General features: G+C 31.7%; 9 protein-coding genes. All 9 read left to right on the top strand.

Annotated features, from left to right (window positions below; genetic code table 11):
• Positions 1–3: 3 nt before the first annotated feature.
• The 9 genes from ACODH8_RS05190 (at position 4) to ACODH8_RS05150 (ending at position 12,721) form a co-directional block, all read left to right on the top strand.
• Entirely contained in the window at positions 4–633 is a 630-nt protein-coding gene (locus tag ACODH8_RS05190) for a lysophospholipid acyltransferase family protein (protein WP_420505106.1), read from the top strand.
• Positions 634–844: 211 nt separating this feature from the next.
• Entirely contained in the window at positions 845–2,284 is a 1,440-nt protein-coding gene (locus ACODH8_RS05185) for a catalase (protein WP_332465961.1), read from the top strand.
• A 137-nt stretch (positions 2,285–2,421) separates the two neighbouring features.
• Entirely contained in the window at positions 2,422–2,679 is a 258-nt protein-coding gene (locus ACODH8_RS05180; RefSeq protein ID WP_420517591.1) for a hypothetical protein, read from the top strand.
• Positions 2,680–2,812: 133 nt separating this feature from the next.
• Positions 2,813–3,685, top strand: a complete 873-nt coding sequence (locus ACODH8_RS05175; RefSeq protein WP_420517589.1) for an ABC transporter ATP-binding protein — start codon at positions 2,813–2,815, stop codon at positions 3,683–3,685.
• 14 nt (positions 3,686–3,699) lie between these two features.
• Positions 3,700–4,428: an ABC transporter permease subunit gene (locus tag ACODH8_RS05170; protein ID WP_332465958.1), complete on the top strand. Its 729-nt coding sequence runs from the start codon at positions 3,700–3,702 to the stop codon at positions 4,426–4,428.
• A 79-nt stretch (positions 4,429–4,507) separates the two neighbouring features.
• A complete protein-coding gene (locus ACODH8_RS05165) occupies positions 4,508–5,116 on the top strand; it encodes a TetR/AcrR family transcriptional regulator (RefSeq protein ID WP_332465957.1) in 609 nt (202 codons plus the stop codon).
• A gap of 118 nt (positions 5,117–5,234) precedes the next feature.
• A complete protein-coding gene (locus ACODH8_RS05160; protein WP_332465956.1) occupies positions 5,235–6,368 on the top strand; it encodes an exonuclease SbcCD subunit D in 1,134 nt (377 codons plus the stop codon).
• 10 nt (positions 6,369–6,378) lie between these two features.
• Positions 6,379–9,498 carry an SMC family ATPase gene (locus tag ACODH8_RS05155; RefSeq protein ID WP_332465955.1) on the top strand — a complete coding sequence of 1,040 codons (3,120 nt, stop codon included), beginning with the start codon at positions 6,379–6,381 and terminating at the stop codon, positions 9,496–9,498.
• A gap of 13 nt (positions 9,499–9,511) precedes the next feature.
• A complete protein-coding gene (locus tag ACODH8_RS05150; protein WP_332465954.1) occupies positions 9,512–12,721 on the top strand; it encodes an SNF2 helicase associated domain-containing protein in 3,210 nt (1,069 codons plus the stop codon).
• Positions 12,722–12,865 lie beyond the last annotated feature (144 nt).

Here is a 12,865-nt window from a genome sequence, read left to right as displayed (position 1 = left end):
ATTATGTATCGATTTTTATTATATGTTGTACGATTCTTAACATTTTTTATTAACACAAATGCTCGCTATATTGGTCGTGAAAAATTACCAAAAGATGAAAATTATGTATTAGTAGGACCTCATAGAACTTGGTATGAGCCCCTTTATTTTGCAATGGGGGCTTGGCCTAAGAAATTCTCTTTTATGGCTAAAAAAGAATTATTTGAAAACCCAGTTTTAGGATACGTTTTAAAAAAATGTCACGTGTTTCCAGTGGATAGAGATAACCCAGGACCAAGTGCTATTAAAACACCGGTTCGTGCATTAAAAAATACGGATCTAAGTGTCATGGTTTTCCCAAGTGGTAGTCGTTATTCAGATGATTTAAAAGGTGGAGCAGCAGTTATTGCTAAGATGGCTAAAGTTAAAATTGTGCCTGCAGTGTATCAAGGGCCAGTTAAGTTCAGTCGTTTATGGACTAAAAAACGTGTAACACTCGCTTTTGGTGATCCAATTGATATCTCAGATATTAAAAAATTAGATAAAGCTGGTTTAGAAGAAGTAGAGCGCAGAATGCAAGAAGCTTTTGATAAATTAGACCATCAAATAAACCCGGATTTTGTATACGAAAAGCCAGTTAAAATTGAAAAATAAAATGAGTAAAAAGAAAAGGTTACAATTGTTTAATATCAACAGTTGTAACCTTTTTTATGTTATTAAATAGAGATTGAAATCGTTATTCGGAAACGTGTTCAATTTAGTTAGTTTAATGGATTAAATTTGAAACTGTGAGCATAGTTGTTTTAATTATAATAATTCTAATATAGCATAAAAGAGTACCAAAAAAATTAAAGCGGAGGAATTATTGATGACAGATTATTTAACAACGAATCAAGGAACACCTGTAAAAGATGATATCAATTCATTAACTGCAGGAAGTAGAGGCCCTATTTTAATTCAGGATACTCATTTATTGGAAAAATTAGCTCATTTTAATCGCGAACGTGTACCAGAAAGAGTTGTTCATGCTAAAGGTGCAGGAGCGTATGGTGAGTTTGTCGTAACAAATGATGTGTCAAAATTTACAAAAGCAAAATTCTTATCTGAAGTTGGTAAAAAAACAGAAATGTTTGCTAGATTTTCAACAGTTGCTGGAGAATTAGGTTCAGCAGATACTCTAAGAGACCCACGTGGCTTCGCTTTAAAATTTTATACAGAAGAAGGTAACTTTGATTTTGTGGGAAATAATACACCTGTCTTTTTTGTCAGAGATCCACTTAAATTTCCAGATTTCATTCATACACAAAAAAGAAATCCACAAACTCATTTAAAAGATCCGAATGCTGTATGGGATTTTTGGTCATTAAGTCCTGAATCACTTCATCAAGTAACTATACTAATGAGTGATAGAGGAATACCAGCAACCTTTAGACATATGCACGGTTATGGTAGTCATACTTATATGTGGACAAACGAAGAAGGTGTTCCACATTGGATTAAATATCATTTTAGAACGAATCAAGGGATTAAATGTTTAGATGTAAAAGTAGCTGAAGAATTAGCTGGTACTAATCCTGAATATCACACAGAAGATTTGTTCAATGCAATTGAGGCGGGAGATTTCCCTTCTTGGACTTTATCTGTCCAAGTTATTCCTTACGAAGATGGACTGAAATACGGCAGTGATATTTTTGATGTCACTAAAACAGTTTCTCAAAAAGATTATCCATTACAAGAGGTTGGGGTATTCACCTTAAACAGAAACCCGGAAAATTATTTTAATGAAGTTGAACAAGCGACTTTCTCACCAGGGAATTTTGTTCCAGGTATTGAAGCTTCACCTGATAAGTTACTTCAAGGAAGATTATTTGCTTATGGTGACGCTCATCGTTACCGTGTAGGGTCTAATAGTCATCATTTACCAGTGAATGCACCTAAAAACGGTATTCGTAATCATCAACAAGATGGTAGTATGAGTTATGCTAAGGTAACATCATCAGTGAATTATAGTCCTAATAGCTTTGATCAACTAGATGAAGCAAAACAACATCAAGACTATGCACAGGAAATCAGAGAAACTGTGGGTAACTTTGATTACAATCAAGATTTTTATTCACATGCAGGTATTCTTTATAACTTATTCACAGATGATGAAAAAGATCGTCTCACATCAAATATTGTAGCTGGCTTAAAAAATGTGTCACACGTTGAGATTATCGAACGTCAATTAAAACATTTTTACTTAGCAGACAAAGATTATGGTGAGAGAATTGAAATGAAATTAAAAGAATTAAAGGTATTATAAAAAACTGAAAACTGGCCTACTAGGGTCAGTTTTTTTATTGATATATATCAAATTATAGTCTGTTTTATGATATAATTATTATATAAAAAGAACTAAAGGTGAGGACGTGTCTGTATAAAAGAAAGCGAGTGATTGTGATGAAAAAAACAAATTTTATTGTTATTTTTTGGTTACTGCTGGCATTGATTTCTTTTGTGGTGTTTGTTATTAACTTTTCAATTTTTTGGAATGCACTTTCTTTTTGGGTGATTCCAACAGACAATGTTGAAATGTGGGGAATGGATAAAGAGGGTGTTGTTAGAACATTTATTAAAGTAACTCCTATGATTATACTAAGTGTCGCTACATTTATAATAGCCATCAAACAAGGCATGAAAAATTATCATAAAAACTAGAAAAACAGCACTTAATCTTGAGGAAATCAAGTTTAGGTGCTGTTTTTCTAATGAAATCATCTGATTGACTAATCAGTCAGTCGAGAGTATGATGGTGTTGACTAACAAGTCAATTAAGAAAGTAGGTGGAGTTATGTCGGCGGTAATTGAAATTAAGAATTTAAGTAAAAGTTATAAAGAGTTTAAGGCTGTGGATAATATTTCTTTAGACATTCAATCCGGTGAAATTTTTGGATTCATTGGTCCTAATGGTGCTGGGAAATCAACAACTATAAAAATGTTGCTTAATTTTATTTTTCCAACATCAGGTTCAGCAACCATATTAGGACTAGATTGTGTAACAGAGAGCTTAGCTATCAAAAAACAAGTAGGGTATGTTTCAAGTGATGTTCGGTACTACCATAATATGACTTCTTTAGATATTTTTAAATATACAGCATCATTTCACGGCATCAAAAATAAACAAGAAGTGATAGATGAGTATGTTAATTATTTTGAAATAGAGCCCAATAAAAAAATAGCAGATTTATCTTTAGGAAATAAAAAGAAAGTGGCTATTGTTTCAGCACTCCTTCAAAACCCAAAATTATTAATTTTAGATGAACCCACTAACGGTTTAGATCCAATGATTCAGTATCGCTTATTTGAAGTATTAGAGAAAAAAAGCAAAGAAGGAATGACTATCTTTTTATCTAGTCATGACCTACATGAAATTCAAGCACATTGTGACCGAGCAGCGTTTATTAAAAACGGTAAAATTATTGCTATAGAAGAAATCAATAAAGGAAAAGAGCTAGAGAAGAAAGTGATTGTATGTACCAATAATTTACTAGAGACAGAATTAGAAGTTATTGGAGCAACCAATATTGATATGAAAGACGAACAGATAAGTTTTATCTATCAAGGTGAGATGGATACTTTAATAAAATTATTAAGTAGCAAAAATATCACAGATTTAGAAATCAAGCCACTTGATATAGAAGATAAATTCTTATCAATGTATTAAAAGGAGGAGACAACATGACAATAGTTAAAATAGAATGGCAAAATAATAAAAAGAGTCTCCTAGTATGGTCGATTAGTTTGATGCTTATTATCCTTACTTTTATGGCGATTTTTCCTTCTATGGCAAACTCTGGAATGAAGGAAATGATGACCACTAAACTGGATACATTACCTGAAAATATGTTAAAAGCCTTTCATTTGAACACAGGCCCAAGTTTAGTAGAAACAACAGGATTCTTTGCTTATGTATTTCAATATTTATTTATAGCAGCAAGCCTATTTGCAGTTATGTTTGGAAGTAAGATGTTAGTAAAAGAAGAAACAGAAGGGACTATTGAGTTTTTATACGCACAACCTGTTAGCAGGAGAAGAATCATGGGCGAAAAACTATTATCTAGTATCAGTATTTTAGGATTATTTTGGTTAGTAACCTATCTAGCCAGTTTAGGTGCAACCTTATTTTTTAATCAAGGAAACATGAAAAATCAAGACATTATGACTAGTGTGTCTAAAATATTTGCCACAGAATTTTTTGTTTTAATATTTTTCTTAAGTGTTGGTTTTCTTTTATCAAGTTTATTAAAAAGAACCAATCAAGGCATTAGTATGGGAGTTGTCTTTGCTTTTTATTTATTTGGAATTATTGGTGATTTAGAAGACAAATTAAGCTTTTTAAAAGATTTGTCACCAATGGCACAAGCTAATCCAGCAGTTATTTTGGAAAAAAATTTGATGTTTGGTTAGTATTGATATTGATAGGAGTGAGTTTCCTTTTATTAGTAGCAACATGTTTCATTTATGAGAGAAAGGATTTAGAAATTTAATGGAAGAAAAAGAATTAGAGATACTACTTGCAGCGACAAAAGAATTTTCAGAAAAAGGATTCTTTCAAACAAAGACAGAAGACATAGCTAATCGAGCAGGTGTTTCAAAAGGTTTAGTATTTCATTATTTTAAATCTAAAAAAAATCTTTATAACCAAGTAGTTAAAGTTGCTATTCAAAAATTAGAAGAATTGTTTGATTACACACAATTCCCAAATGATAGCTTGGTTAATTTGTTTGATTATTCTTTGAAAAGAAAATTTGAAATAGCGGAAAGCCATGCAGCTGAAATGGCTTTGATGCTCGACGTTTATGGGAATTTGGAAAAATTACCAGAAGAGTTACAAAAAGAAATCTTTGAGTACATTGAAAAAATGAAAACGGATAGTTATGAAATGATAGCTCAAATAATTCGTCAAATGCCGATTAGGGAAGGTGTGAGAGAGGAAGATGTAGTAAAGCTAATTTTAACTGTCTTTAATCAAGTTGAAATAGAGGCAAAGCAACAAATGAGTGGTACAAAGATAACAGATTATCATTTTTTTGATAAGATAATAGGTGAAGCTAGTCGGCAAGTACAAATTTTGGAAAGTGGCTTTTTGAAATAGATAAGAAAACGTAGAAATTGATTTCTGCGTTTTTTTGTTTGTTAAATAAAAGGTAAAAATACGCTAAGTGTTGAATATTTGTTATAATGGTAAGAAGACCTTTTTTAGGAGGAGCAAGATGAAATTTTTACATACAGCAGATTGGCATATTGGGCGAAAATTAAATGGCTTTTCTTTACTTGAAGAGCAGAGCGCTGCATTTCAAAAAATGTTAGCTATTGCAGATAAAGAACAAGTTGATGCCATTGTTGTGGCAGGAGATTTATATGACCGTTCAGTGCCGTCAATTGAAGCTGTTTCTTTATTTAATCAAATGATGATAGAAATGAATATCCAAAAAAAATACCCTGTTCTAGCTATTTCAGGAAACCATGATAGTGCGACACGGCTTGATACTGGAAGTTTATGGTTAAAAGAATTAGATTTTCATTTACATACACAATTAGAACAAGCTTTTGACCCTGTTGAAATGGAAGGTATTCAGTTTTATTTATTACCATATTTCGAGCCATTTCATGCACGCGAATTTTTTGAAAATCCCGATATAAAAGATATCCAGCAAGCAATGACTTTTGTTATTGATAAGATGAAGGAAAGTTTTCAACCAAGTATGAAACAGGTATTAGTTAGTCACTTTTTTGTGGCAGGTTCACTAAAAAGTGAATCTGAAACACCTGTTGAAGTTGGAGGACTTGATAGTGTACCAATGGACTTATTAAAAGACTTTGATTACGTAGCGCTTGGACATTTACATGACAAAAATGCAATTAAAAAAGTAGAGACAATCCAATATAGTGGAGCTCTTTTGAAGTATTCTTTATCAGAAGAGGAGCAACAAAAGGGAATTAGAATCATAGAAATAACAGAAAATGATTTTAGTAATGCTTTTATCCCAATAGAACCTTTACGAGATGTAAAAAAATTAGAAGGCTCTTTTAAAGTGTTAACCTCTCCAGATTTTTATAACCAAATTAAAAGAGATGATTATTTTGGTGTCTCATTAACAGATACAAGTATTATTGATAATGCACTACATGAGTTACGCCAGATTTATCCACATATCATTAGTTTAGAGCGTGTTAATTTTGAAAAAAGACAGCAATTAAAAGAAGATAAGATAGAACAATTAGTTCAATTAAAACCTGAGCAAGTTCTTAAAAGTTACTTTGAAGAAGTGACTGAAAAAGAGTTGACGCCAAGACAAATGGAGTGGATTGAAGAAGCCATTCTTGAAAATAGAAAAGAGTATTAGGAGGAGAGATATGCAACCAATTAGTTTAAGATTAGAAAATTTTGGTCCATTTAAAGATGCTACCATTGATTTTTCTAAATACTATAATCATTCCCTCTTTCTAATCACAGGGAAGACTGGTTCTGGAAAAACGACTATATTTGATGGGATGAGTTATGCGTTATACAATAATACATCTGGTGGTTTAAGAGAAGGTAAGGAAATGCGTTCTAATTTCGCTAAAATAGGTGAAAGAACAAGAGTGACTTTTATCTTTAAACAAGATGGAAAAACGTATCAGATAGAAAGAGAACCTGAACAATTAGTAAAAAAACAACGTGGTGAAGGTTTTAGAGAGCAAGCATCAGAAGTTAGATTAACTGTTTTTGATGAAAATAAAAAAGAAATTAATCAATTAACGAAGCAACGTGAAGTAGGAGAGTTTTTAGGTGAGTTACTAAAGCTAAACTCTCAACAGTTTTCTCAAATTGTTATGTTACCTCAAGGTGAATTTAAACGATTTTTAGGGGCGGATAGTGATAGTAAAGAAGTTGTTTTACGAAAACTATTTAATACTTATTTCTATCAAGATGTGGCTGCTTTTTTTAGAGAAAAGAAAAAACAACAAACGTCTTATCGAAAAGAAATCACTCAACAATTAAATAGTGTTGTAGAGCAAATTAAATGGGATGAAGGTTTTCAAGAGCAACTTTCAAAAGAGATGTTGTATCAAGAGGTTTTAGAAATATATGAAGAACAACATCAGCAAAGCATCAAACAACAACAGGAGATTCAAACAAAGATTCAACTCTTAGAAGAAGAAATAATAAAAGCTAATAATGAGTTGGTTAAACATGAGAAGTTATTAGATTTGTTTAAGCAATATGAAAGTTATCAACAAGAAGAAGAGAAGTTAAGTAAACAAACAGGGATAATTGAGGAAAAGAAACAAAAATTACTATTATTAAAACAAGTTTCTGATATAAAACCAACATTGGAACAAATTGCTTCTTTAAAAACTGATTATGAGCTGTTGAAAAAAACAATTACTACCCTTCAAAACAAAGAACAAACGACTCAAGAAATGATAGTAACGACTCAAGAAACACTTGATAAGAAGTTACAACTATCTGATGAGATGGAAGAACATAAAGATAATCTATCTGACATTAAACGAAGTATTCCAATTTTTGAACAAAAAAAAGAATTAGAAAAACAAGTATCACTTCATGAACAAAACTTGGCTCAAGGGAAAATGAGTTATCAAAAATTAGAGAAAAGTCGTGAAAACTTGGAACAAGAGTTACAGGTGATAGATGAGTTGATTAAAGGAAAGCCTGTTGTTCTAGAAGAAAAAATGAAATTGGTAACGATAGAAAATGAATTAGCTCAAAAAGGGGAGTTATTGAATAAATTCACCGAATTAAGAGAACGATTAATTTCAGAACAAGCTTTGTTAGCTAAATATAGTGATGAACTATCAGAAAATATAGATACACAACAAAAACTTGAAGCTCAAAAAATACAACTAAAAAGTAAATGGGCAGAAGCTCAAATTGCTAAATTAAGCTTATTTTTAGTAGAGGGAGAACCTTGCGCTGTTTGTGGTTCAACTAACCATCCTAATCCTTCTCATGGTAAAGAGTTAACGGCAGAAGATATTGCTAATTTAGAGACAGAGTTAGATATGGTCGAAAATAAAGAAACTCAAGTAGCTGAAAAAATAACTACGTTGAAAAATCAAATTGAATTTAAAGAACAAGAGATAGCTAGTATCTGTACTACGTCTGATGAACTAGAAACGCAACTAAATAATTGGTTCGAGTCAACGGATTATGCGACAGAGTATCAAAAGAAACAAAACATGTTGGAACAACAAATGTCTGATATATCAAACCAACTACTTGTGATTGAAAAAGAAGAAACAAGAGTGAGTGAATTAAAAGAACGATTAACCGAAATAATAACTGACATAGAAGCAAAAAATCAATCAGTTAGACTATTAGAAAATCAGTTACTCCAAACAGAAACAACATTAAAAGAAGTCGTAACGCATTTACCAAAAAAATGGTTAGATTTAACAAGTATGTTGGAAGAACAAAGTAAGTTGGACAAAGAAATAAGTCATTGGGAAGAAACAGTGACTCTACTAAAAGAACAAATAATAGCCCTTGAAAAAGAACTACTTGCTACTACAACTCAACTAGCAAGTGAAATCAAACAACAAAATGACATTCATGATAAATTGGAACAAGAAGAAATAAAACAAAATCAATTTTTAGAAGATATGTCATTAGAGCTAGAAGATTTATATGCTTTAATTAAAGAGTTATCTCAAATAGATGAACTAACAGAAAGTATAAGTGATTTTGAAAAACGAGAATATGCAGTAAAAGAAAATTTAAAAGCTTTATCTGACACATTGACTAATCAAGAAAAACCAATTATTGAGCCATTATTAATAACTTTATCAGAATTAAAAGAGCAAGTAGAAAGTCTACAAAAAGAAAAAGAGCAACTATCCTTTAAGCAAACTCACAACGAAGAAGTTGTTAAAGAAATTAGAAAAAAAGAGGCTTCTATAGGAGAGGCGCTGGCTATTTTAGAAGAGATAACGGCTTTATCTGATGTAATGACAGGAGATGGACCACACAAACTAAGTGTGGAACGATTTGTCTTACAAGCTTATTTGAAAAAGATATTAAACCGTGCTAATGAAAAGCTAGTTAGTCTAACAAGTGGTAGGTATCAATTTGAGTCGAAGGAAGAACAAGGCTCTTCGAAAAAGAAAACAGGCCTTGAAATCAATATTTTTGATGATAATGTAGGTCGAATTCGAAGTGTTAATACCTTATCAGGTGGAGAAAGTTTCATTGCGTCATTGTCTCTAGCTTTAGCCTTAGCTGAAATCATTCAAGAAGAAGCTGGTGGAATTAAGATAAATGCCATGTTTATTGATGAGGGATTCGGAACATTAGACGAAGAATCTTTAGAGATGGCAGTTAGAGCTTTAGAAAATGTTGAAGGACATGAACGAATTATTGGAATTATCTCTCATGTATCAGAATTAAAAGAACGAATACCACAGCAACTCCAAGTAATATCGAAAAATGGACAAAGTCATGTGAAGAATCCATTAGATTTAGAATAGGAAGTGAAAAAAGATGAAATGGTCCATCCCTGAAAAAGTAGTTGAAGAAGGTCGTGAATATGCTAAAGACGGCCGAGTTGTTTCAATTAGTAAAAATGAAGAACAACAAGTATGGTATGCAGAAGTAGTTGGTTCAGAAGTCTTTCACATTGAATTAGACGGAACGGCTAAAGAAGATGACGTTTGCCAATGTCCTTACTGGCAACAACATGGTTTTTGTAAACATACAGTAGCCACAGAGCTTGCTCTAAGAGATAAAGGACTTAATAGATACATCAAAAAACAAGTGAACACACAAAAAGTATATCAAGCACCAACACACGCTGATATCTTTTCAAAAAGCTTTGAGAGATTTCAAGAAGCTGAAACTGAAAAAACATTAGTAACAAGTGATCCCTTAAAGATTGAATTTAATATTGATGTGGTTGAAACCCTATCCTTTCATCCAGAACAATCGGTAATAGGTGTTTCTTTAAAAATAGGAAGTCGCTTTCCAGGTAGTAAAACTTATGTCGTCAAAAATATTTTAGATTTTTTAGATAGTTATGAGAAGAAAAATAATTATAAGCTAACTGATAAAAGCTATAAAATTGGTGATAACTCATTTACTCAAAGAGATACGTTTTTATTAGAAGAATTACTTAAAGTCAGAGATTCTCAAGAATTAGTGGACCAAGTTAGTGTTCAACAAAAAGGAAAGATTAATCGCAGATATTTAATTTTAAACAGTCGCGTAACTAAATTATTTGTCGCGGAATTAATGCAAACAGATCGCTTGGTTTTTAATACACCTGAGGATAAAAAGCAAACTATTATTTTTAAAAAGGAAAAATTACCAATTGATATTAAGGTAATACCAGTTGGAACAAGTGATTACAAATTAGTAATCGAAGACTCTTTAGAGATGTACTTAGAAAAATATCAGTGGGCAATTGGTAAACATTCTATTTATGAGTTAACAAAGGAACAAGCTGACAGATATGAGTTGTTACTACAATTATTGAAACGCTTGGAAGAGCCAGAAGTCCTTTTTACCAAAAATAATGTTGGGGAATTATTCTCTTATATTTTACCTAATCTAGATGCCATCGCTCGAATTTTTGTTTCAGATGATTTACAAAGTGAAATGATTCGAGTACCACTTAGAACTAAAATTTGGATGGAAGAAGATGGGGGACAGTTAACTGCTAGAGTTGATTATGTTTATGGAGATGTTACTTTTTCAAGTAATAGTGAGTATATAACTGATACAGGAAAAGAATCTCATGTCATTAGAAATCAAGTTCAAGAAAAACGTATTGAGAAATTGTTACAACATTTTGGCTATGCAAAAAGGCAGCACGCATTTATTAAAATGTTACCGAAAGAGCAAGAATTGTATTCATTTATTCGTGAAGAAGTACCGACTATTAGAAAATATGCTGAAGTTGGTATTGCACCAAATATTGGTAATCTATTTTTAAATACAACAGACTATCAACCAAAAGTAAGTATTCAAGAAGATGGTTCTTGGCTAGATATTAAATTTGATATTTCAAATATTGAAGAATCTGAAATTAATGATGTCTTAGTTAGTTTAATGAAACAACAAGATTACCATCAATTAAAAAGTGGTCAATTATTATTCTTAGATGAGCAAGGTTTTAGAGAAACAAGTACAGTCTTGCAACAACTAAGAGGAGATATCAAAGTAAGAAAAGGAAAATTAGAAGTCCCTAGATATCGCGGGTTAATGGTGAATCATGCTTTATCAGAAATGGCTGATGTGGAAACAACAGATAAGTTCAACACAATGGTTCATGACTTAACACATCCTAATGATTTTAAAATTCCTTTACCAAAAGGCTTAAATGCTAGTTTAAGGGAATATCAAGTGACAGGATTTAAATGGTTGAAGATGTTAAGTCACTATCAATTTGGTGGTATTTTAGCTGATGATATGGGACTTGGGAAAACAGTTCAAACCATTACTTACTTGTTATCTGAAAAAGAAGAAGGTAAGTTAACAAGTCCCTCGTTAATTGTTGCTCCAGCAAGTTTATTATATAACTGGCAAATTGAAATTGAAAAATTTGCACCAAGTTTAAAAGTAGCTGTTGTGATTGGTAGTAAACTAGAGCGTGAAGAAATAGTTGAGGCTCATAAAGACGTGGATGTTTTAGTAACATCATATGCAACTTTAAGACAAGATTTTGATATTTACAATGAGCAAACTTTCCATAGTTTAATCTTAGATGAAGCACAAATGATAAAAAATGCAGCAACTAAGACATTCCAAACTATAGAAACACTAAAAGCAGATCACTATTTCGCCTTGAGTGGAACACCGATTGAAAATAAATTAGAGGAATTATGGTCATTATTTAGAATCTTAATGCCAGGCTTTTTTCCACCGTTAAGACGATTTAAGCAACTGCCAACAGAAAGTATTGCTATGATGATTCAGCCATTTGTCTTAAGACGTGAGAAGAAACAAGTCCTTAAAGATTTACCAGATAAGATTGAGACAGATCTTTACAGTCATTTAACAGAAGAGCAAAAAACTGTGTACGTAGCTCACTTAAGACAGATGCAAAAAAGTTTAGTTGGTATGTCGAAAAAAGAATTAAATCAAAACCGGATTTCGATCTTAGCAGGCTTAACTAGACTAAGACAAATCTGTTGTCACCCTAAATTATTTATTGAGGATTATGAGGGAGACTCTGGAAAACTGATTCAAGCTTTAGATATTATTCAGACAGCTAAATCAAATGGTCGACGCATTTTATTATTCTCTCAATTTACAGGAATGCTTGATATTTTAGAAGAAGAGTTAGCTAAAAAAGAAATCACAACCTTTTATTTAAGAGGAAGTACACCAATTAGTAAACGACAAGAGATGGTGGATCGATTTAACCGTGGTGATAAGGATGTCTTCTTAATTTCACTAAAAGCTGGGGGGACCGGACTTAACTTAACTGGAGCAGATACTGTTATTCTTTATGATTTATGGTGGAATCCAGCTGTTGAAGACCAAGCAACAGGACGAGCTCATCGTATGGGACAAAAGAAAAAAGTCGAGGTCTGGCGCCTGATTTCTGAGGGAACAGTTGAAGAGAAAATGAATAGACTACAAGCAGAGAAAAAAGAATTATTCCAACAAGTCTTAAACTCAGAAGATGTAAAAGAATTAAGCAAGATGACTATTGAAGATATACAGGATATATTGGATGTAGGAGTTTAAAAAAATTATATAAAAAATCATATTAAGTAGAGTTAAGTCTATTTGTATGATTTTTTTATTTTAAACTCATTTTAAAGTTGTTGTTTTGCTATTTGTGTAATTTATGTAGTTTTTTGATTTGAAAAAGTTATGTAAATGTTTTTT

Source organism: Vagococcus fluvialis (assembly GCF_048815235.1).
GTDB lineage: Bacteria > Bacillota > Bacilli > Lactobacillales > Vagococcaceae > Vagococcus.
The sequence above is the reverse complement of the archived record's forward strand: the minus strand, read 5'-3'. Positions and strand labels throughout refer to the sequence as shown.

Bases quoted from the DNA above. Each gene is read 5' to 3' on its own strand.
- ACODH8_RS05190 (WP_420505106.1), top strand. From the start codon at position 4: ATGTATCGATTTTTATTATATGTTGTACGATTCTTAACATTTTTTATT.
- ACODH8_RS05180 (WP_420517591.1), top strand. From the start codon at position 2,422: ATGAAAAAAACAAATTTTATTGTTATTTTTTGGTTACTGCTGGCATTG.
- ACODH8_RS05175 (WP_420517589.1), top strand. From the start codon at position 2,813: ATGTCGGCGGTAATTGAAATTAAGAATTTAAGTAAAAGTTATAAAGAG.
- ACODH8_RS05170 (WP_332465958.1), top strand. From the start codon at position 3,700: ATGACAATAGTTAAAATAGAATGGCAAAATAATAAAAAGAGTCTCCTA.
- ACODH8_RS05165 (WP_332465957.1), top strand. From the start codon at position 4,508: ATGGAAGAAAAAGAATTAGAGATACTACTTGCAGCGACAAAAGAATTT.
- ACODH8_RS05160 (WP_332465956.1), top strand. From the start codon at position 5,235: ATGAAATTTTTACATACAGCAGATTGGCATATTGGGCGAAAATTAAAT.
- ACODH8_RS05155 (WP_332465955.1), top strand. From the start codon at position 6,379: ATGCAACCAATTAGTTTAAGATTAGAAAATTTTGGTCCATTTAAAGAT.
- ACODH8_RS05150 (WP_332465954.1), top strand. From the start codon at position 9,512: ATGAAATGGTCCATCCCTGAAAAAGTAGTTGAAGAAGGTCGTGAATAT.